Source organism: Mucilaginibacter sp. HD30 (assembly GCF_054061755.1).
The window spans coordinates 2,061,528-2,081,144 of record NZ_JBSSEO010000001.1 but is presented as its reverse complement, the minus strand read 5'-3'; the positions used below and the strand labels follow the sequence as shown (position 1 = coordinate 2,081,144).

The 19,617-nt window shown below is 42.5% G+C and carries 21 protein-coding genes; 12 read left to right on the top strand and 9 right to left on the bottom strand.

What is annotated here, in order from left to right; all coding sequences use genetic code 11:
* Nucleotides 1-180: 180 nt before the first annotated feature.
* The gene (locus ACVW2L_RS10070) at nucleotides 181-1,182 is read right to left on the bottom strand and encodes a glycosyltransferase family protein (protein ID WP_457127833.1); all 1,002 of its coding nucleotides are present in this window, start codon (nucleotides 1,180-1,182) and stop codon (nucleotides 181-183) included.
* 240 nt (nucleotides 1,183-1,422) lie between these two features.
* Between ACVW2L_RS10070 and ACVW2L_RS10065 the strand changes: the two genes are divergently transcribed.
* The 9 genes from ACVW2L_RS10065 (at nucleotide 1,423) to ACVW2L_RS10025 (ending at nucleotide 7,413) form a co-directional block, all read left to right on the top strand.
* Entirely contained in the window at nucleotides 1,423-2,709 is a 1,287-nt protein-coding gene (locus ACVW2L_RS10065; RefSeq protein ID WP_457127832.1) for a DUF2851 family protein, read from the top strand.
* 5 nt (nucleotides 2,710-2,714) lie between these two features.
* Nucleotides 2,715-2,936 carry a PspC domain-containing protein gene (locus ACVW2L_RS10060; protein ID WP_457127831.1) on the top strand — a complete coding sequence of 74 codons (222 nt, stop codon included), beginning with the start codon at nucleotides 2,715-2,717 and terminating at the stop codon, nucleotides 2,934-2,936.
* 74 nt (nucleotides 2,937-3,010) lie between these two features.
* Nucleotides 3,011-3,919: a DnaJ C-terminal domain-containing protein gene (locus ACVW2L_RS10055; protein WP_457127830.1), complete on the top strand. Its 909-nt coding sequence runs from the start codon at nucleotides 3,011-3,013 to the stop codon at nucleotides 3,917-3,919.
* A 77-nt stretch (nucleotides 3,920-3,996) separates the two neighbouring features.
* On the top strand, nucleotides 3,997-4,221 hold the full coding sequence (locus ACVW2L_RS10050; protein ID WP_457130195.1) for a chaperone modulator CbpM: 225 nt from the start codon (nucleotides 3,997-3,999) through the stop codon (nucleotides 4,219-4,221).
* A gap of 162 nt (nucleotides 4,222-4,383) precedes the next feature.
* Complete coding sequence (locus ACVW2L_RS10045) at nucleotides 4,384-4,683, top strand: hypothetical protein (protein WP_457127829.1); 300 nt, start codon at nucleotides 4,384-4,386, stop codon at nucleotides 4,681-4,683.
* A gap of 124 nt (nucleotides 4,684-4,807) precedes the next feature.
* Nucleotides 4,808-5,140 carry an MmcQ/YjbR family DNA-binding protein gene (locus ACVW2L_RS10040; RefSeq protein WP_457127828.1) on the top strand — a complete coding sequence of 111 codons (333 nt, stop codon included), beginning with the start codon at nucleotides 4,808-4,810 and terminating at the stop codon, nucleotides 5,138-5,140.
* On the top strand, nucleotides 5,137-5,796 hold the full coding sequence (locus ACVW2L_RS10035; protein WP_457127827.1) for a Pr6Pr family membrane protein: 660 nt from the start codon (nucleotides 5,137-5,139) through the stop codon (nucleotides 5,794-5,796). The genes ACVW2L_RS10040 and ACVW2L_RS10035 overlap by 4 nt, the downstream gene beginning before the upstream one ends.
* Before the next feature lie 54 nt (nucleotides 5,797-5,850).
* Entirely contained in the window at nucleotides 5,851-6,039 is a 189-nt protein-coding gene (locus ACVW2L_RS10030) for a hypothetical protein (protein WP_457127826.1), read from the top strand.
* Between the two features lie 117 nt (nucleotides 6,040-6,156).
* The gene (locus ACVW2L_RS10025; protein WP_457127825.1) at nucleotides 6,157-7,413 is read left to right on the top strand and encodes a metallophosphoesterase; all 1,257 of its coding nucleotides are present in this window, start codon (nucleotides 6,157-6,159) and stop codon (nucleotides 7,411-7,413) included.
* 163 nt (nucleotides 7,414-7,576) lie between these two features.
* Here ACVW2L_RS10025 and ACVW2L_RS10020 read toward each other — a convergent pair whose 3' ends face one another.
* Nucleotides 7,577-8,041 carry an NUDIX domain-containing protein gene (locus tag ACVW2L_RS10020; protein ID WP_457127824.1) on the bottom strand — a complete coding sequence of 155 codons (465 nt, stop codon included), beginning with the start codon at nucleotides 8,039-8,041 and terminating at the stop codon, nucleotides 7,577-7,579.
* Between the two features lie 81 nt (nucleotides 8,042-8,122).
* On the opposite strand from ACVW2L_RS10020, the gene ACVW2L_RS10015 reads away from it, so the two are divergent.
* Nucleotides 8,123-8,707 carry a riboflavin synthase gene (locus ACVW2L_RS10015; RefSeq protein WP_457127823.1) on the top strand — a complete coding sequence of 195 codons (585 nt, stop codon included), beginning with the start codon at nucleotides 8,123-8,125 and terminating at the stop codon, nucleotides 8,705-8,707.
* On the opposite strand, the gene ACVW2L_RS10010 is transcribed toward ACVW2L_RS10015, so the two are convergent.
* A complete protein-coding gene (locus tag ACVW2L_RS10010; protein WP_457127822.1) occupies nucleotides 8,708-9,865 on the bottom strand; it encodes a tetratricopeptide repeat protein in 1,158 nt (385 codons plus the stop codon).
* A 94-nt stretch (nucleotides 9,866-9,959) separates the two neighbouring features.
* On the opposite strand from ACVW2L_RS10010, the gene ACVW2L_RS10005 reads away from it, so the two are divergent.
* The gene (locus ACVW2L_RS10005; RefSeq protein ID WP_457127821.1) at nucleotides 9,960-10,253 is read left to right on the top strand and encodes a hypothetical protein; all 294 of its coding nucleotides are present in this window, start codon (nucleotides 9,960-9,962) and stop codon (nucleotides 10,251-10,253) included.
* Between the two features lie 74 nt (nucleotides 10,254-10,327).
* Here the strand turns inward: ACVW2L_RS10005 and ACVW2L_RS10000 are convergent, their stop codons facing one another.
* The 6 genes from ACVW2L_RS10000 to ACVW2L_RS09975 all read right to left on the bottom strand — a co-directional run bounded on the left by ACVW2L_RS10000 (nucleotide 10,328) and on the right by ACVW2L_RS09975 (nucleotide 16,496).
* The gene (locus ACVW2L_RS10000; RefSeq protein WP_457127820.1) at nucleotides 10,328-10,834 is read right to left on the bottom strand and encodes a cupin domain-containing protein; all 507 of its coding nucleotides are present in this window, start codon (nucleotides 10,832-10,834) and stop codon (nucleotides 10,328-10,330) included.
* Nucleotides 10,835-11,205: 371 nt separating this feature from the next.
* Nucleotides 11,206-13,203 carry a M1 family metallopeptidase gene (locus ACVW2L_RS09995; RefSeq protein WP_457127819.1) on the bottom strand — a complete coding sequence of 666 codons (1,998 nt, stop codon included), beginning with the start codon at nucleotides 13,201-13,203 and terminating at the stop codon, nucleotides 11,206-11,208.
* Nucleotides 13,204-13,249: 46 nt separating this feature from the next.
* Nucleotides 13,250-14,179 carry a Ppx/GppA phosphatase family protein gene (locus ACVW2L_RS09990; RefSeq protein ID WP_457127818.1) on the bottom strand — a complete coding sequence of 310 codons (930 nt, stop codon included), beginning with the start codon at nucleotides 14,177-14,179 and terminating at the stop codon, nucleotides 13,250-13,252.
* 72 nt (nucleotides 14,180-14,251) lie between these two features.
* On the bottom strand, nucleotides 14,252-14,749 hold the full coding sequence (locus tag ACVW2L_RS09985) for a hypothetical protein (RefSeq protein ID WP_457127817.1): 498 nt from the start codon (nucleotides 14,747-14,749) through the stop codon (nucleotides 14,252-14,254).
* A 152-nt stretch (nucleotides 14,750-14,901) separates the two neighbouring features.
* Nucleotides 14,902-16,167, bottom strand: a complete 1,266-nt coding sequence (locus ACVW2L_RS09980; RefSeq protein ID WP_457127816.1) for a hypothetical protein — start codon at nucleotides 16,165-16,167, stop codon at nucleotides 14,902-14,904.
* Nucleotides 16,158-16,496 carry a hypothetical protein gene (locus ACVW2L_RS09975; RefSeq protein ID WP_457127815.1) on the bottom strand — a complete coding sequence of 113 codons (339 nt, stop codon included), beginning with the start codon at nucleotides 16,494-16,496 and terminating at the stop codon, nucleotides 16,158-16,160. Before ACVW2L_RS09975 ends, ACVW2L_RS09980 begins: the two co-directional genes overlap by 10 nt.
* Nucleotides 16,497-16,700: 204 nt before the next feature.
* Between ACVW2L_RS09975 and ACVW2L_RS09970 the strand changes: the two genes are divergently transcribed.
* Nucleotides 16,701-19,535 carry a M16 family metallopeptidase gene (locus ACVW2L_RS09970; RefSeq protein WP_457127814.1) on the top strand — a complete coding sequence of 945 codons (2,835 nt, stop codon included), beginning with the start codon at nucleotides 16,701-16,703 and terminating at the stop codon, nucleotides 19,533-19,535.
* The last annotated feature ends 82 nt before the right edge of the window (nucleotides 19,536-19,617 follow it).

Sequence of the window (19,617 nt, the reverse complement as noted above, 5' to 3'; positions counted from 1 at the left end):
ATAAGTCAGTTTTTGTAAAAACATGGTAATAGGCTTTGTTTGCAAATAAATTAATGTCGAGATTTACCGTAGGTTATTTTAATAGGGGTATTAAATAGCTATAAAAAGTCATCCGCTTTGGTGGGTGGCTTTTTTGCTTTTATGGCCAGCTACATGCAGGTTAAGATACTTCCCCTTTAATTATTGCTCGGTTTGCACATGAGTTTTGAAGATCATTTCTAAAATTTCGCGGGTATTATCGGCATAATCTACTTTAACAGTAGTGCCATTGTTCAGCCAGTTTAAAATGGTTTCGCTGTGTTTGGGCTTAAGGCTTTTAATAACGGGTACGCCCATTTCTTTTAGTGCTGCTGCGTTCAATTGCTGTTCGTATTGGTTTTTCATGGGAATCACCAGCAATTTCTTTTTCATAAATAATGCTTCGGCTGGTGTTTCAAAACCTGCACCGCAAAGCACGCCCTCGCTCTCGGCCATGCTTTTTATAAATGCTTTGTTGTTAATGGGCTGAATAAATACATTGCCGTGCTGCTTTATCTTACTGTTATGTTTGGAGAATACGTCCCAATGAATATCCTTAAATTCCGAGAGGCGTTTTATCAACCGCTTGTCATCATAAGCGGGCAGGTAAACGGTATAATGGCCCTTATTACTAATGCGTTGCTCACGTACTTGTTGCCGTATTACAGGAGTAAAGGTTTTCTTGTCGAACTTTTTAAAGTGGAAGCCATAAGACACAGATACCGGAGCATAATTTCTAAGCACAAGCTTTCCAATCATATCCGTTTCTTCCGTTTTTGGCGTATTATCGCCCAAAACTGCTGCCTGATGACTTAGGCCAATGCAGGGCTTATCCGCCAAGTAACAAGCCCAGGCCGATACGGGTTCAAAATCATTAATAACAACGTCGTATTTATCAATCGGAAGTTCTTTTATTTCTTTAAGAAACTTGCGGAAACGCGATTTTAAGAAAGATTTCCACAAGTCTACACCGCCGGATTTTCCGAAGATGAAACCGAAGCCATTAAATTTATATTTTATCGGGAAGGGGAGGTTCAAATCGCCCTGGTTGCCGCTTACCAGTACATCAACATCGCCCATTTGCTGCAGCAGCGGTACAATATCCATTGAACGGCTTAGGTGCCCGTTGCCGGTACCTTGTATTGCGTAAAGTATTTTCATCATTTTAAAAAACAATAACAAATAAAGAGAGCCTTTGCAGCTCTCTTTATTATTAACTGATCTTATTAGTCAATGAAAAAAGAACGGCGTGGTAGTACATCATTTGAATAATGATGCAAAGCTAAGTTTGATGTATTAAACCAATGTTAAATTCCTGTTAGGTGTTAAGGTGGCAACAATATTATCTAAAGTTGTGGCAAAATTTGATATTTGATTTAAATAAAAACTAACTATCTTAGCAATATGCTTATCACTGAGGATTTTTTGCACTATATATGGAAGTTCCGGCTGTTTGAACGCTCCGCGTTGCAAACCGTTAATGGTGATGAGTTGGAGATCTATTCTGCAGGGTTACATAACACTGATTCAGGTCCCGATTTTCATAATGGTCGCATCCGCATAGGGGAAACCACCTGGGCGGGCAACATAGAGATCCACATTAATTCGTCAGACTGGCAAAAACACAATCACACTACAGACGATGCCTATAATAACGTTATTCTCCATGTAGTTTATCGCGATGACACACCGCTTGTTTTAACCGATGGTCGTAGTGTGCCTACGCTTGAACTAAAGAACCGTATTCCTGAAGATTTATATATCAAATATCACAACCTGGTTTATGGCGAGAAAACAATTATTCCGTGCGAACGCAGTATAGGCAAGTTAGATGATTTTACCCTGCGCACCTGGTTTACACGCGTATTGATTGAAAGGCTGGAGAAAAAATCAGCGACAGTAATTGCGGCCCTGGAAGTTAACCGTGGCGATTGGGAAGAAACGTTTTACAGGTTTTTAGCGGCCAATTTTGGCTTTAAAACAAATGCGCTTCCATTTGAATTAATGGCGCGTTCGCTGCCGCAAAATATTTTGGCCAAAAACAAAAGTAACCCGCTGCAAATTGAAGCGCTGATTTTTGGGCAGGCAGGTATGCTGGAAGATGATTTTGAAGATGAATACCCACAGCAATTAAAACAAGAGTACGCCTTTCTGCGCAAAAAGTACCACCTAACGCCCATAGAAAAACATCTGTGGAAGTTTATGCGCCTGCGACCGCAAAACTTCCCTACTATACGGTTGGCTCAGTTTGCCGCGCTAATAGTTAACTCCAATCACCTGTTTTCAAAAGTGCTTGATATCAGGGATGTAAGAACCCTGGGTGACTTGTTTGATGGAATAAAAGTGAATGCTTATTGGGACGACAGATACCGTTTTGATAAAATTTCTAAACCTTCTCCCAAAAATTTGGGTGTGGCATCAATTAATGTGCTACTTTTAAATACTTTAGCTGTATTTTTGTTTAGTTACGGTAAGCATCATCAGCAACAATACTACATTGATCGTAGTTTAAAACTGCTGGAAAGTTTGCCGGGTGAACAAAATCAGATCATTGCTGATTTTAATTCGTTAGGTGTTAAAGCAGGCTCTGCGTTTGAATCGCAGGCGCTGTTAGAGTTGAAAAATTATTATTGTAATTATAAAAAATGCCTGCAATGCAGCGTTGGAAATAAGATCTTAAAATTAGCCTGATTATTATGTTACAACAACTGATCACTTTTTTTGAACGGCACTCCTTCGGAGTTTGTACTTATTTAGGCGAGCGCTTTAATATTTCTATCTCCAAGATCAGGCTTTTTTTTATTTACTCTTCGTTTTTAGCAGTTGGCTTTCCGCTGATATTTTACTTTTTTGCAGGTATAGTTTTGGATATCCGCAACTATGTAAAACGCGGCCGCGCCGGTGTAACCGACAGGTAATACTGTGCTTCTCGTCACTTATAATCAAAACCATTCTGCTATCTTTAAAGTTTAGTATTTACAACTAAACAGCTATGGCATTTATTGATTATTATAAGGTTTTAGGGCTTGATAAAACAGCATCAGATAAAGATATAAAGAACGCGTATCGAAAACTCGCGCGCAAGTATCACCCTGACCTTAACCCTAACGACGCCGAAGCCAATAAGAAATTTCAACAGCTTAATGAAGCCAACGAAGTATTAGCTGACCCCGAAAAGCGCAAGAAATACGATAAATATGGCGAGAACTGGCAACACGGCGAAGCTTATGATCAGGCCCGGCAACAGCAACAAAGCCAGCAACGCAGTTATGGGGGAGGCGGTGCTCAGGGATTTGATTTTGATGGCTTTGGCAGCGGCGATGATTTTTCAGATTTCTTCCAGTCCATGTTTGGCGGAGGTGGTGGAGCAGGCAGGGGGCGGCAAGCCCGGTACCGTGGGCAGGATTTTAATGCCGAACTGCAGCTAAACCTTACCCAAATAGCCGAAACCCATAAACAGACACTTACTGTTAACGGAAGGAACATCCGCATTACCATACCTGCGGGTGTTGAAAACGGGCAAACTATAAAAATTGCGGGCCATGGTGGACCGGGCGCCAACGGCGGCCCCGCCGGCGACCTCTTTATAAAATTTTTAGTGAGCGATGACCCACGCTTCCGCAGGCAGGGGGCCGACCTGTTTGCTATTGCAAAAATTGATGTTTATACCGCTGTGCTTGGTGGAGAACTGACCATAGACACACTTACCGGTAAAGTGAAGCTAAACGTAAAACCCGAAACGCAAAATGGCGCAAAGGTTAAATTAAAAGGAAAAGGCCTGCCGGTTTACAAAAAAGAAGGCCAGCATGGCGACCTGTATATTACTTACGATGTGCAAATTCCCACCAACCTAAGCGATAAACAAAAGCAATTATTTGAAGAACTGTCTAAATCATCATAAAACTAAGCCATTATGAGAACAGATAATTTAATAGCAGCTAAGCAGTTTTGCATTTACCATGAAGTGGAGGTACCTTTATTACCGAGTTACAGCAAGCGGGCCTAATTGAAGTAACAGTAGTTAACCAGGACTACTACATACCCGAAAGCGAACTGCAAAAACTAGAGCGGCTAACGCGGCTGCACAACGAACTGGAAATAAACACGGCAGGTATAGAAGCCATAAGCCATTTACTGCAACGGCTGGAAGATATCCATGAAGAAATGCGACTGTTGCGGAATAAACTCAACGCATATCAATAGGCTGTATGGGTTGTTTTTAGGCAATTATTTAGTTTTTTTAATTTTTATACTGCTGTTTAACAGTAAATTATAGCTTTCGGGTATGTATTTGTTAAACCCTGCGCTGTTGGGTTTGTCTCAATAATACAAACAACAAGATTGAGATATTTAAAAAATATGATCATGAAAACTTTAAAATTAGCCATAGCAACAATAGCATTAGCATTAGGATTTCAGGCAGCCGAAGCACAGGTAAGGGTGGGCGTACAAATTGGTACACCGGCGCCACGCCACGTAGTTTATGAAAGGCCGGTAGTATACAACAGGCCGGTAGTTGTGCGCCACAGACCAGTAGTATACTACAGAAGGCCCGTTGTGGTAGCTCACCGTGGCCCTGCAAGATACCGCCAGGCGGTACGTTACAGAGGTGGCAATCGTTACTACGTTAACCAACCGTACTACTCTTCATACAGAAGATATTAATAACAAAGAACAGAAAAGTAAAAGGCTCTCAATTTTGAGGGCCTTTTTGTGTTTTATGACTTCTGCTGTTAACATATGTTTATCGCTTTAATTTTTATCTTTATCTCTGTTAAGCCATATCCTTATGATCAGCATTGATACCGTACGCCAGTTTGCATTATCCCTGCCGGGTACGGAAGAATATGATCATTTTGGTAAACCCGCTTTCAGGGCCAATAAGCGCACATTCGCTACACTTTGGGTGCCGGAGCAGCGTGCAATGGTTAAATTATCTCTTATTGATCAATCTGTGTTCTCGGCTTTTGATCCGGCTGTTATCTATCCTGTGCCCAATAAATGGGGCCTGCAGGGTTGCACATTTTTTGAACTGAGCACCGCACGGCAGGATATGCTGGAAGATGCACTAACAACCGCCTGGCAGGCTGCCACAGAAAAACGAGTTAAAAAGAAGAAATGAAAATTAAACTCAAGCTCACATTTGCGGCACTGCTTGCCATCCTTTTATGGTTTGGCATTGTACTTCAATTTTACATTTCCATACCTGATTATCTTGAAAAAGGCCGCACTTTGGGTGGCGCTATAGTGCAACTGTTAAGTTACTTCACTATCCAAACCAATTTTTTGCTGGCGCTTTTATTGAGTTTGCTGGTTTTAAAACCGCAATCAAAATGGGGGCGTTTTTTTGCAGCACCTCACGTTATCGGCGCTATGGCGGCTTACATCACCATAGTTGGCCTGGTATACCACTTTATGCTGCGCACTCAGTTTCATCCCGTAGCTCTTTTTAAGGTAACAAGCGATATTTTTCATATTATAAGTCCTATTGCATTTATCATTTTCTGGCTGTTTCTGATTGATAAAACCCTAATAAAGTGGCTCAATACACTTTTATGGCTGGTATACCCGCTTATATACACTATTTACATACTTATACGCGGCGCGTTTACCGGCTATTATCCATATAATTTTTTAGACGTAACAGAATTGGGTTATGCAAGGGTAATGACTAATTGCGGGTTTCTTTTAGTAGGATTTATAATATTGAATGCATTATATATTTTGATAAGCCGTGTGGCAGCTAAGCCAATAAAGGCCAGGCAAATTAAACCTTAGGGTAGGTTTATAGTTTAAATGATAGAGAGATTAGTGTAAAAGAAAGCTCCTATCATGAAAAAGTTAACTATAAATACCATAGCAATTACTGGCTTAATTATAACGGTTTTAGCAACCGGCTGCTCAATACAGCGCCATCCAAAACGAGTGAGAAATTACAGCAACGATCGTTATCGTCATTACGGCCACAACGATTACGATCGCGACCGCGAACATCGTTACGCTCCACCCCGTCAGTATTAAAATGAAATAAAAATTCCCTGCCATTTAGCAGGGAATTTTTATTTTAGTCTATACCTGAATTTTACATACAGATTAGCTTTCCTTTTTTAAATTGCGGTTTAAAACATAGTTCCATTTATGCGTAGAGGCGGCTTCTTTTCTATCTTCCTGCTTATAGCAGTAATAAGTTTCATTTTTGATTGGTATGTATTCTCGGGTCTTAAAACTCTTACTAACGATTGGAAGTCGCAATTGGCCCGCGCATTGGTTACTTATGGCTTTCCGCTTTTATCTGTTACCGTTACCATAGTATTTTTAATAAGTTTCGGCACCATGCGCGGCACCAGGGGCATGAGCCATTTTAACGAGTGGATGCTTAGCCTTTTCCTGGCCTTTTTTGTAACCAAGCTGGTGTTTTCTATTGTGCTTGGTTTGGGTGATCTGGGTGGTTTTTTCGTCGGACTTTACAGTTTAATTGCCGAACCAAGTGCTAAAACACATTTTCCGGGTCGCCGCAAATTTATAAGCGAGCTGGCAGTACTTCTTGCTGCGTTCCCATTTTTTGGTTTTTTATATGCGATAGTAAGAGGAAAATACGATTATAAGGTACACCGCCAAACTATTTATTTTGACGAGCTGCCCGAAGCTTTCGATGGCTTTACCATTACTCAATTGTCTGACATACACGCCGGTAGTTTTGATAACGAGAGCGCTATGCAAAAAGGCATTGATTTGGCTCAAGCTCAAAAAAGCGATCTGTTTGTCTTTACCGGTGACCTGGTAAACAACCACTCTGACGAGATTGAGCAATACATTGATAACTTTAGCAAACTGCGCTCACCGTATGGCCAATTCTCCATATTAGGAAACCATGACTACGGCGACTATGTACAATGGGACAGCCCGAAGGATAAAGAGGCCAACCTTGATAAATTGAAACTGCACCACAAAGATCTTGGTTTTCGCTTGTTATTGAATGAGCATCTCGAAATAGAAAAAGGCGGACAAAAAATAGCACTTATCGGTATTGAGAACTGGGGTAAGGGCTTTAAACAAGCCGGCGATCTGAAAAAGGCCATGCTTGGTGTTGACAAAAACGCATTTAAAATATTACTCTCGCACGATCCGACACATTGGGAAGAGCAGGTACGTTATAACCCCGTTGATATTCATCTTACCTTATCCGGGCATACGCACGGTGCACAGTTTGGTGTAGAAGTGGCGGGCATAAGATGGAGCCCTGTACAATACCGCTACCTGGATTGGGCCGGTTTGATCAATCAGAAAAATCGCTATTTGTATGTTAACCGTGGTTTTGGCTTTTTAGCTTTTTCGGGCAGATTGGGCATCTGGCCGGAAATCACTGTTTTGACATTGAAGAAGAAAAGGGCTTAAGGATCTCGTAATCGCTTGTTTGAGCATGATAATTAGGGGTGGAAAGATACGTTGTCATATTGAGCGATAGCGAAATATCTTATACGCCTGCCAATCTCGCGGCAGGGTTGCGCGTTACCTACCAGTTTTATAAGATTCTTCGCTATTGCTCGGAATGACAAATTTATTTTGCCGAATGTATCCTAATCAATTCATCAATCAACTTAACCTGCGCTTCGTTCACCTTTACAACCGCCTCATTAACATCAAACCAAGCGGCCTTGTCTATCTCAGGGAAACCGGCCATCTTGCCCGAGCGTGGCGGCCATTCCATTTCAAAAACATTACTCACTATCGTATCGTGATCTATATCTCCTTCAACGGCCCATGCATGAACCGTTTTGCCGCTTTTTAACCTTATAGGAGATAGTTTGGCGAAATCACCATCAACGGGCTGGCCTGTTTCCTCTAAAAACTCGCGTTTAGCAGCCGATAGCGGGTCTTCCTCATCGCCAAATTCGCCTTTGGGAATTGACCAGGCACCGGCATCTTTATTTTTAAAGAACGGCCCGCCCGGGTGTACCAGGAAAACCTGCAATTGATTATTGATGTTGCGGTAAAGTAAAATTCCGGCGCTTTGCTTAGGCATATAGCAGCTTTTAGTAAAATGTGTCGTCAATATAATTAATTTTGCGAAACTATGCTACCACTTTAGGGGGCTGGGGGGCTAATGTTTACAGGAATAATAGAGACTTTAGGTACAATAAGCAATTTACAGCATGAGCAGGGCAACCTGCATATTACGGTTGAATCTGCTATATCAAACGAGTTAAAAATAGACCAGTCTGTTGCGCATAACGGCGTTTGCCTAACAGTGGTTGGCATTGCCGATGGTAAGCACACCGTGACAGCTATTGCTGAAACCCTTAATAAAACCAGTCTTGGCCATTTTGCAGTGGGCGACGCTGTGAACCTGGAGCGCTGTATGCAGATGAATGCACGTTTAGACGGCCACATTGTGCAGGGGCACGTAGATCAAACGGCTGTTTGCACCTATTTTGCAGCGCTCGGGGGCAGCTGGGAATATACTTTTGAGTATGATGCTGCCTTGGGTAATGTAACTGTTGAAAAAGGTTCTATCTGCGTAAATGGCATTAGTTTAACGGTAGTTAATTCACAAGCCAACAGTTTTTCTGTAGCCATAATTCCGTATACATATGAGCACACTAACCTGCAAAACGTACGTGAAGGATCAGTAGTAAACCTTGAGTTTGATATTATTGGCAAATACGTTGCGCGCTTAATGCAACGCTAACTAATGCGCTGTTTTTAAAACATCAACACGGGCTTTGCTGTAGGCGATGTAATCCTTTTCTTTCTCTCCGTCCGGTTTTGATGCAATGTATTTTTTAAAGTATTTAAGCGCGCTTTTGGGGTCCTTCAACTTAACATCGTATAAATTGGCCAGATAATAATAAGTAAGCGGATAGTCATCATACAGCAAAGCCTTTTGATAGGATGCTAAAGCCTTGGTGAGCTGATCGCGATTTTCGTAACTGTCTGCCATTTCGCCGTAGTATGCACTGGTGCTGGTTGATATGCTTAGCTTTACAGCCTTTTCTAAATAAACTATCGCATTTTTCTGGTCATTTAAACGCTTAAAGCAAAGTGCGGTAAAATATGCCGTCGCTTCCGATTGTAACTGCTCAGGGAGCCCCAGTAATGTTTCAAGGCCACAGCGATAATCTTTAACATTATAATAGGCCTTACCTAATTTGTTAATCACAGATACAGAGTTATCACCTGCTTGCAATAGCTGTTCGCCGGTTTGTATCGCCAGCTTCCATTTCTTTTGTTCATAAGTAAGCGATAGCAGGCTTCGCAGCAATATCAAATTCTCAGGGTCGGCAGCCAGGGCAGGCATCAGCACCTTTTCGGCTAATGGCAACAATTTCATTTGTACATAACGGTCGCTTAAATCTGATGCAACGTCAAATTCAGTAGAATCCAGTTTATTGGCTTTTTGAAGGTATACTATCTGCGCCGCTACATCCCCTTTTAGTGAGCGCAGTTGCGCCAATTGCTTATAAACCCCAAAATTGCTGCTATCCAATAAAGTATACTTTTTGTAAAATGCTTCAGACCGCATGGCATTGCCACGCCTCTGATTAATAGCTGCCATGTTATACAATGAGGTTTTATCTGTAGTATCACGATCATACATACGCTGGTAAAAAACCTCAGCTTCGGGCAGTTTCCCCGACATGGAGGCCGTGTAAGCCATGCGCGACAGTTCTTTTACATCGGTAACTGGCTCGGTGTAGACGGTTTTTAGGTAGTTAAAAGCGTCAGCAAAGCGGTTGCTTTGGTAATATTCTAACAGTAATCCATCGTCTGTTTTGCGAGTTTGCTGCGCGTAACAGGCGGTATAAAATGTAATAAATATCAGGAGGGAGGTGAACGTTAATTTCATTTAACTAAAATATTAGTTAAAATTGAGATTTGCAAATTTTAAACAAAAAAGCATTTATAGGGTTACAACTATAATAAAACTTAAATACATACTTATGGATACGTTAAAGAAATTTGGTTTGATGGAGAAAATAGTCCACGAGTTGGAAGACTTAAGGAACAGTCAGCAAGCTATCATGCAAAAGCTGGGTAAAATAGAAGTAGACAATATTGACCTGGGCGATAAAAGATTAGAAAAAGTGCTGCCCGATATGCACCAGCGTATAGCCGATAACCTTGATGCAATAGCAGGATTAATGGAAGACTTTGCAGAGCAAACAGACAAATTCAGCGATAAGAACAATATTACCGCGCTGAAAGAACAGGAAGCGATAGACAGTTTAAAATAATAAAAGCCCCGAAAGGGGCTTTGTTGTTAATCTCCGTTAATTTTAACCCGCTCGAATTGGAAAATCACCCATCTTTACTTCTTATCCAAAAAATCCGGAAGGTAAACTACCTGCCCATGTTTTTCCGCAACAGTCAGAAGCTTTTTTAAAGCGTCCGGCGTCATTGGCGGTGGCGGAATAAATTCACCGGCAGCAACAGGTTCGCCTATTTCTTCAAAAAACTCTTCTAAACCGGCCGGCACAACAGTGCAAAGCAAATGTGCTACCTCATCACTTACATTTTTAAAGTAATGCACTACGCCACCTTTGGGAATTACTACATAGGAGCCTTTTGTTGCCGAATAGACCCCGGCTTCAGAATGAACTTCCACATCACCGTCAACCACGTAAAAGGTTTCGTAAAAATCAGCATGAGAGTGGGGTCCCGGGCCATGTTGTGGAGGTATCAGCATGTCGATAGTGGCAAATGCACCGTTAGTTTGCTTGCCGGATACAAGTACACGATAGTTATCGCCCACCACTGATAATATTTTCCCGCCTGTAGGGTCTACGGTTATTGGCGCCGGTTTTGAGTTTTCCATATTAATCTAATTTATTTAAATATAGCTTATTTGATTTGCCAGTAATCCGGATTTTAACCCGGACTTTAATAGTTGCATTTGTGATATGACAATAAATTATTAACCTTCAGTGCGTACTTAAGGATATGGGATTTACAAATTAGACTAACACTATTATTAGATATCTTCTTACGTTGTTTGGGACAAAAAACAGCATTTTCATAAGCTATTCGTTACCAAATAATTACCCGATTCTTACAGCTAATCTTCCTGACTTATAAGTAGTCTCACGTTGTCCCACGTTAAAATGCTAAGCAACTTACGGCCAGTTGCTTATTAGAAAGACTGTCCCACGTGTCCCAATTTGTCTCACACACGAGTGGGACAAAACGCTACTTAACCATCAAACTGTTGTTCTTCCTGTTCACATCCGGCAGGGCAGCATCAGGGTCAATGCTAACACTCTCTACTGCCGATGTTGTAGGTATCACAAACGTGGTGGCCTTGTTCTGCATCCAGGTTTCAACGGGCAGTTTCATGCGCAGTTTGGTGCCGTCCTTTAGTTTGGCCTCAATGCTAAAAGGCATGGCCATAGCTTCTTTATTGGCAACCACCACCTGTATGCCGTTTTTGGCATCGCCGCCAACATAGTTCGCGCTTATCAGGGCAAGATCCAGCTTATAATTGTTCAGGAACCATCCCCGCCAATACCAGGCAAGGTCCTCGCCGGCTGCGTTCTCCATGGCCCGGTAAAAGTCCTCCGGTTGGGGGTGCTTATAGGCCCATTTGCGTATGTAGTTGCTAAAGGCGTAGTCAAAACGGTCTTTACCCAAGATCTGCTCACGCAACAGTATCAAACCAAAAGCAGGCTTAAAATAGGTGAGGGGGTGGCGGTACTTTTCGGGTATGGCATCAGGGTAAGTATTGATAGCAGGCGATGCCGGATCAATTATGTCAGGGATGATCTCGTCTGCCGGGTTGCCACCGCGGGGTGCGTATTCGCCATCGCGCTTGGGAGCGTACTCACCCTTGTTGATAACATCAGAAGCGTACACGTCTATAAAGGTGTTAAATCCTTCATCCATCCAGGCAAAGCGGCGCTCGTTTGACCCCACTATCATCGGGAACCAGTTATGACCAATCTCGTGCGCTGTTACCCAAAATAGCTCCTTGCCTTTGTCGGTAATACCGTCAAACAAAATGCCCGGATATTCCATACCACCAGCAATCCCTGCTTCGTTTATAGCCGCCGGGTAAGGGTAGGGGAACCATTTGGTTGAGAAGTACTCTACAGCACCCTTTAGGTACTCTGTAGACCGACCCCAGGCATCGTTGCCCGCGCTCTCCACCGGGTAAACCGACATGGAAATGGACTTTTTACCACCCGGCAGGTTTATCCTTGCCGCATCCCATATAAATGCCCGCGAAGCGCCAAAGGCAACATCACGAGTGTTCAGCATTTTAAAGTGCCAGGTTAGCGTACCCTTGTTTACCGGCCGCGACGCTGGGTCGGTAACCTCTTGGGAAGTACGGATCATAACTGTATTGTCACTGTTGCGGGCAGCTGCCAGGCGGCTTACCTGTTTGGCGGTTAGCACCTCCGCAGGATTAACCAGTTCACCGGAGCCTGCAACTATCATATCCCAAGGCACAGTTACCCGGTAATCAATATCGCCGTACTCGCAGTAAAACTCGCCGCTGCCTAAAAAAGGGAGTGTATCCCAACCATTCGAGTCATCATAAACACACATGCGCGGAAACCATTGTGCTATCTCGAAGATGGTACCATTTTTTGTTTGGGTATAGTCTGTACGCCCGCCAAAGGCGCCGGGTATAGTGTAGTGATAATTGATCAGCAGATTGATCTTGCCACCCTTTGCTGCCAAAGCTGATGGAAGACGGATTTGCATGCGGGTATCTGTAATTACATAATTAGCTTTCTGCACCTTGCCATTAACCGAAATGGACACCGACTCAATGATATAACCATCTGTATGCTGGTCAGCCTTAGGCTGGTTGCCGGTAACAAAGTTAGACCGGGCATCTTTTTTATAAGTGTTCTGGTCCATTTGCAGCCATAAGTACCCCAAAGCATCCGGACTGTTGTTGGTATAGGTTATGTTCTCTGCACAAGTGAGCAGCTTGCTTGCCGTATCTATTTTTGCTTTTAGCACATAGTCGGCGCGGTTTTGCCAGTACTTAGGGCCGGGCTCGCCATTGGCCGAATGAAACTCATTACCCTTCTCTGTATAGAACGGTGGCGCAAACAAAGCCGAAGGATTATAATTAGACCTGATGGTATCATTGGATGTATTACGAGCCCTGCGTTGAGCCTGTGTTAAGGAAAAACTGCAAAGTAAAACCAGCAGAGCGAAGAGTTTAAGTTTCATGCGTATCAGTTAAGGATAGCAATATACAAAAACAGGTTTATTCCCGCTAAAATAGATCGGCCAAAATGCCTTCTTTAAGCGAATTAGTACAAAGCTGAACATTGTTGACGCTGATCTTATCCATAACAAAGCGGGTAAGTAATGATGCCACCACTATCATATCTACCCTAATGGAAACGATGCCCTCCATACTTTTACGCTGCAGGTGCGATGATGAGATAAGCCTATCTGTTACGGCAATTAGTTCTTCAGTTTGAAATGTGTAATTTTTGATGTTTTTCAGATCAAAGGGGTTGCGTTTGTCCAGTTCAATAATCTCGGCAAAGGTTTCAAACGCGCCTGACGAGCCTATTATGGTTGACGCATTGTATCGTTGAGCTGCATCAAAAAGCGGTGCCAGTTTCTCTTCCAGATAGCTGTGAAGGCCTGCAATTGATGCGGAGGGGATAGGATCAACCTGATGAAACTTATCCATTAACCGTGCGGCACCTATCTCAAAACTTTGTTTCCAGAAAATCTCATCGGCATTACATAAAATGAACTCAACGCTACCGCCGCCAATATCCATAATAAGCGAGGTTGCTGTGCCAAGGCTGCCGGCGAGTTTAACACCTTTATAAATGTAAGCTGCTTCCTGCTCGCCGTTTATCAGTTCTATATTGATGCCTGTTAATGAATGTACCTTATCAATAAATTCTTGTCCGTTAGCTGCATTGCGCAGCGCCGAGGTAGCAACGGCCCGCACATTATCAACACTGCTGTTGGCAATATCCTGCTCATATTGCTGCATGGCGTCAATACCACGGTTAAAAGCGGCGGGAACAATAATACCCTTATTGATGCCACCTTCACCTAATTTAGCAGGTAAGCTTTTGTGCACTATCTCCTCGTAAGAAGCCGCTGTGCCCCGCGCAATAAGTAAATGAAAAGTGTTGGTGCCGAGGTCCATTACGGCTACAGTTTTTTGCTGGCTCATAAACAGGTATGTGCCGTAATAATGCAAAAAAATAATTTAATGTTTTAAGCTATAGAAATTTCGTGTTTAAAACTACTTAGTCAGGTAAAATATATTGGCGTATTGTGCTACAGTGCCGTTGTCTTTCTCTGCTTCGTTGTTATTGATAAGAAGCTTGTCTATTTTAGGCTGGGTACCGTTAAACTGTAATTTGAGTTCGTAAGCGGGGTCGCTACCTAGTTTGAGGAATATACTTTCTCCTGATTGTCTTATTGTGCTTAAGCCATTAACAAATAAAGTGTTAAAGCGGAAGTTTTCGTTACCGTAAGAGAAAGTTGGCCTGATATAAAAATCAAGCTGCACAGCATTTCCGTTTGCATCTTTTTTAAATACCTGTATATTATTTTTGGCGTAATACCCTATATTTTTATCACTTAGCAGATCAACCCCCGCAGCATTTTTGATAACTAACATCAGTTCTGGTTGTTGTATAGGCGAGCAGCCGCAAAGTCTGCCGCCGCCGATATTTGTTTTTTTGCAGCCTACACCCGCTACAAATATTACAAAGCAAACAAATAGAAATTTTTTCATAGTGGTTTGTTTAAGTCACCAATGAAACGTATTGAAACGGCACTGTGCTACAAATGGAAGAATTTTATTTTAACCAAAAGGGGGTTGTGCGGGGGATAGCAAAAAGCGCCGTACCTTGTTATCAGGACGGCGCTTTTCAGTTTTGGATGGTTTTATTTAAAGCTGAAGATCAGCGGAAATATAAAAGTTACTATAATGGTCCAAACAAAGTAAACGGGCAAATAAGCGGATATCACTTTTCCCACTTCGCTTATCTCTGTCCGTTTGGTTAGCGTTCTGAAAAAGCTTACGGTAACCAGCACAAGATTTATCAGGATCAATATATTGCCACCCATAATTGCCAGTCGGTTAGGCGTAATGCCCAGGGTTGTTATACGGTATAGTATAGCAGATAGTGCCACGCCGTTTACAATGATGGTTACAACAGATAGAAATACAAGTGTGTATATTTCTGCCTGGGTTTTGTTTGCCTTTGATGTTTCTGCAACTGAGAAGAAAATTATGGCTAACACGCCAACGAGCAGGGCGTTAAATATCAACAGAAACTCTCTATCATTATAAGGGTTTTTGCCGGAGTATACTATCGCAACTAAATAAACAACCAGCATTACAGCTACCAGCGGACTGAAGATGCGGGCAATTACCGGCGACACCTTACCTACCAATTGCGGATTGGTTTGAGTAAGAAACGTGCCGACTATTGGTGCCGCCGCAAGGCCGAATATGGCTACATTTTTAAAGTAAAACTCCTCAATACGTAAACCAATAAGCGAAAACAGACCCACCGTTATAGCACTCATTATTCCGCCTGCTATTAAAATGAGCGCCGTCATTACAATCAGGTCGCCGTTGTATTTTAAGAAGTTAAGGCGCTTTTCTACGTTGCTGGCAGCGTTGCCAATGTATGCAAAACCCGTAATGCACCATAGAAACAGTACCAGGTGAATGCAGGACAATAACAGCGTATCGCTTGTTTTTACATTAGGTAAAAGATTGATGAATACCAGCCCGGCAAGCATAGCTGCGCCGCATATGGCTATTTTTGCAACGGATAACTTATTCTTCCAAATAAAATAAGCGGCAACAAAGGGGAAAACTATGAAGCCTATATTGCGGGGGTAAAAGAACTCCTCATTTATAGTAAAAAAATGCGGTAGCTTGGCTATTAAACCGGCTATAAGAGCTATCACTACAATAAATTGCAGTTCGCCACGGGTGCCCCAGTTTATCTCATCGCTTTCGTAGTTAAGTCGTTCGTGCCAAAAATCGGCCAGCGGGTTGCCTTTAAGCTCAGGGTAAATCACATCAAAGGTTCGTTTAAAAGGGGCTTTGTTGGCGCGATACATCTTTTCTAAATGAGCCGGGTGGTCCATTTTAGAAAGCATGTCGTCTTTCATGTTGCTATGGTTTAGTTCCATAATGTACCGGCTAAACCTAACACTATACCCATCCATAAGCCAACGGTGCAAATAATTGCAGTCAGCAAAAAAGTAAGGGTTTTGTTCCACGCATATGTGTTACGTAAACGTATCATAAAATGAGCCACTAAACCACCCATAGCACCCGACAGGGGAGTGATGATAAACGGCCTTAACATCCATAATTGTCCCCATTCTGCTCGGGCATGTTTTACAGGTAATACAAATATAGCTATCACTACCAGGCCAATACCTGTGCCTATAAGCATGCGTTTTACTAATGAACCCGTTTGGCCGGGTTGTGCTGTTAAGTTATTTGCGTGTGTCATTTTTGGTGATTGTTTAATTTGGAAGCAAAGATATATAAAAGAACTTTGTTTTTCAAAGTAGTTTGTCATGTTTTTACTTTTTTTCTTGACTGTCTTATTTCTGCATTGACTTGTCCTGTTGTATTGTTAAGTTCAACGATTTTCCATAGTTTTAACACACATTAACTGTTCATTTATTAACCCCCATAATTGATTTATTTTACGATGTCTAAAATAAGACTATTACTATGCTGTATTGCCCCACTTTACCTGGGTACGCTTGATTGCCAGGCGCAGGCTAAATTGGTAGAGAAAGTTACCCGTAAACCCGGCGAGCTTACCATTCCGTACGAGAAATACCTACTCCCTAACGGCTTAACTGTTATTGTTCACGAGGATCACTCTGATCCGTTGGTACATGTTGATGTAACCTACCATGTAGGCTCGGCACGAGAGCAGATTGGCAAATCGGGGTTTGCGCATTTTTTTGAACACATGATGTTTCAGGGCTCAGACAATGTTGCCGATGAGGAACTATTCAAGATCATATCCGAGGCAGGTGGTACCAATAATGGCTCCACCAATCGCGATCGTACCAATTACTACGAGACCGTGCCTAATAATCAATTGGAGAAAATGCTTTGGCTGGAAGCCGACCGCATGGGGTTTTTGCTTGATGCTGTTACACAGCAAAAATTTGAAATACAACGTGCCACGGTGAAGAACGAGCGTGGTCAGAATTATGATAACCGCCCGTATGGGTTAATGGGCGAAAAAACCTCGGCTGCTCTATACCCATATGGCCACCCTTATTCGTGGATGACCATTGGTTACCTTGAAGATTTGAACAAAGGCAACGTTAACGATCTGAAAAATTTCTTTTTACGCTGGTACGGACCTAACAATGCAGTGCTTACAGTTGGTGGCGACGTAAAGCCTGCCCAAGTAGTAAAGCTGGCGGAAAAATATTTCGGCCCTATAAAACGTGGTCCGGCTGTAAGTACAATGAAATTGCCTGCTCCGGTGTTAACGGCAGATCGGTATATATCTTATGAGGATAATGTGCGTTTTCCGCGTCTGATGATGACGTTCCCTACCGTGCCCGCTTATCACCCTGACGAAGTGCCGCTTGACATGCTGGCCGAAATATTAGGACAGGGACAGAACTCTATCCTGTATAAAAATTTGATAAAAAATCAAAAATCATTGTCGGCCACTGCCAGTCATCCCTGCACTGAACTTGCGGGAGAATTTTCTATCGGCGTTGTGCCTGCTCCGGGACAAACATTGGCAGATATGGAAAAAATTGTGCGTGCTGCTTTTGATGAGTTTGAAAAAACCGGCGTGAGCGACGAGGTTGCCAAACGTATTATTGCTACCCAGCAAGCGCGGATGATCAACCAACTTGCCAGCGTATCCGGCAAAGTTTCAAACCTGGCCAACTACCAAACTTTAACAGGCAACGCCAACTATTATCCAAAAGATCTGAAACGCTATCAAACAGTTTCAAAAGCAGATGTGATGCGCGTGTTCAACACGTATATTAAAGGCAAGCATGCAGTTATTTTAAGTGTTTACCCTAAAGGCAAACCCGAAGAAGTGGCCCATGACGATAATTTTAAAATAGATGCTTCAAATTATAAAGCCCCTAAAGACGAATACAGCGGCTTAAAATATGTTAAGGCAAAAGATAGCTTTAACCGTAAAAAGCAACCTGGTTCAGGAGCTAACCCTGTGGTAAAATTGCCTGCTATCTGGAAGGACAAAACCACTAACGGTATAACTGTAATAGGTGCCAAAAGCGACGAGATACCTTCGGTAACAATGTTGTTTTCAACCAAAGGTGGGCATGTATTGGAACCACTTGCAAAATCTGGCCTGGCATCGCTTACGGCACAGATGTTAAATGAGGCTTCAGAACGTTACACGGCCGAGGAATTGAGTACACGTTTAGGTTTGTTGGGCTCTACCATCTCTTTTAGCAGCAATGCTACGCGTGCATATGTAAGTGTTTATAGTTTCACACGTAATATTGACGCAACGTTGGAGCTGCTGGAAGAACGTTTGCTTCATCCCCGTTTTGATCAGGCTGATTTTGATCGACTGAAAAAGCAGCGACTGGAGCAGATCAAAAACCAACAAACCGATGCCTCGGCATTAGCTAATATTGCGTTCGCAAAAACTTTATATGGCGATGGAAATATAATGGCTGTGCCATCCGTAGGTACCGTTGCAACTGTATCGTCTATTACCCTTGACGATGTTAAGAACTATTATAAAGCTAATTATTCACCGGAGGCTACCAACCTTGTTGTAGTTGGCGACATGAGTCAGGCTGCTATAACAGCTAAATTAGGTTTTCTAAAAAAATGGCAGGGTGCCGATATTACTTTGCCAAAAATTGGCGCAGGCACAGCGTTGCCAAATACTCGTTTGTATTTGGTAAATAAAGACAAAGCTCCGCAATCAGAGATACGAATAGGCTACCTTGCGTTGCCTTTTGATGCCACCGGAGAATATTACAAAGCCAACCTAATGAACTACGTATTGGGAGCGGCGTTTAACAGCAGGCTGAACCTGAAGCTACGCGAAGACAAAGGCTATACTTATGGTGCGGGTTCCTATTTCTCAGGCACTGAAAAAACCGGGCAGTTTTTAGCTTATGCGGGTGTTCGGGGTAATGTTACCGATAGCTCCGTATATGAATTTATGACCGAGTTACGCCGGTTCAGGGATCAGGGTATTACCGACCAGGAATTAAGCTTTGTTAAAAATGCGATAGGGCAGACCAAGGCACTTGATTATGAAACAGCCTTGCAGAAAGCTTATTTTTTAGATGATATTGCCAGATATAACCTGGATACCGATTACATCAAAACGCAGGACGAAATACTTAAAAACATTACTAAAGCAGAGATAAATGCGCTGGCTAAAAAATACCTGCCTATAGAAAATATGGTGATTGTTGTTGTTGGCGATAAGGCATCAATTAAACCTGGATTAGAAAAACTGGGTTACCCTATAACAGAATTGGATATGGAAGGAAATCCGGTAAAATAAAACGATGTGACCATATTTTGCCTGCAAAATAGTACTCTGACGGGGGGTACACTGAAAAGGCAATATCATGCTGACCACAGAG

Excerpts from the sequence above, each read along its gene's own strand:
- ACVW2L_RS10070 (WP_457127833.1), bottom strand. The coding sequence starts at position 1,182 with ATGATGAAAATACTTTACGCAATACAAGGTACCGGCAACGGGCACCTA.
- ACVW2L_RS10065 (WP_457127832.1), top strand. The coding sequence starts at position 1,423 with ATGCTTATCACTGAGGATTTTTTGCACTATATATGGAAGTTCCGGCTG.
- ACVW2L_RS10060 (WP_457127831.1), top strand. The coding sequence starts at position 2,715 with ATGTTACAACAACTGATCACTTTTTTTGAACGGCACTCCTTCGGAGTT.
- ACVW2L_RS10055 (WP_457127830.1), top strand. The coding sequence starts at position 3,011 with ATGGCATTTATTGATTATTATAAGGTTTTAGGGCTTGATAAAACAGCA.
- ACVW2L_RS10045 (WP_457127829.1), top strand. The coding sequence starts at position 4,384 with ATGAAAACTTTAAAATTAGCCATAGCAACAATAGCATTAGCATTAGGA.
- ACVW2L_RS10040 (WP_457127828.1), top strand. The coding sequence starts at position 4,808 with ATGATCAGCATTGATACCGTACGCCAGTTTGCATTATCCCTGCCGGGT.
- ACVW2L_RS10035 (WP_457127827.1), top strand. The coding sequence starts at position 5,137 with ATGAAAATTAAACTCAAGCTCACATTTGCGGCACTGCTTGCCATCCTT.
- ACVW2L_RS10030 (WP_457127826.1), top strand. The coding sequence starts at position 5,851 with ATGAAAAAGTTAACTATAAATACCATAGCAATTACTGGCTTAATTATA.
- ACVW2L_RS10025 (WP_457127825.1), top strand. The coding sequence starts at position 6,157 with ATGCGTAGAGGCGGCTTCTTTTCTATCTTCCTGCTTATAGCAGTAATA.
- ACVW2L_RS10020 (WP_457127824.1), bottom strand. The coding sequence starts at position 8,041 with ATGCCTAAGCAAAGCGCCGGAATTTTACTTTACCGCAACATCAATAAT.
- ACVW2L_RS10015 (WP_457127823.1), top strand. The coding sequence starts at position 8,123 with ATGTTTACAGGAATAATAGAGACTTTAGGTACAATAAGCAATTTACAG.
- ACVW2L_RS10010 (WP_457127822.1), bottom strand. The coding sequence starts at position 9,865 with ATGAAATTAACGTTCACCTCCCTCCTGATATTTATTACATTTTATACC.
- ACVW2L_RS10005 (WP_457127821.1), top strand. The coding sequence starts at position 9,960 with ATGGATACGTTAAAGAAATTTGGTTTGATGGAGAAAATAGTCCACGAG.
- ACVW2L_RS10000 (WP_457127820.1), bottom strand. The coding sequence starts at position 10,834 with ATGGAAAACTCAAAACCGGCGCCAATAACCGTAGACCCTACAGGCGGG.
- ACVW2L_RS09995 (WP_457127819.1), bottom strand. The coding sequence starts at position 13,203 with ATGAAACTTAAACTCTTCGCTCTGCTGGTTTTACTTTGCAGTTTTTCC.
- ACVW2L_RS09990 (WP_457127818.1), bottom strand. The coding sequence starts at position 14,179 with ATGAGCCAGCAAAAAACTGTAGCCGTAATGGACCTCGGCACCAACACT.
- ACVW2L_RS09985 (WP_457127817.1), bottom strand. The coding sequence starts at position 14,749 with ATGAAAAAATTTCTATTTGTTTGCTTTGTAATATTTGTAGCGGGTGTA.
- ACVW2L_RS09980 (WP_457127816.1), bottom strand. The coding sequence starts at position 16,167 with ATGGAACTAAACCATAGCAACATGAAAGACGACATGCTTTCTAAAATG.
- ACVW2L_RS09975 (WP_457127815.1), bottom strand. The coding sequence starts at position 16,496 with ATGACACACGCAAATAACTTAACAGCACAACCCGGCCAAACGGGTTCA.
- ACVW2L_RS09970 (WP_457127814.1), top strand. The coding sequence starts at position 16,701 with ATGTCTAAAATAAGACTATTACTATGCTGTATTGCCCCACTTTACCTG.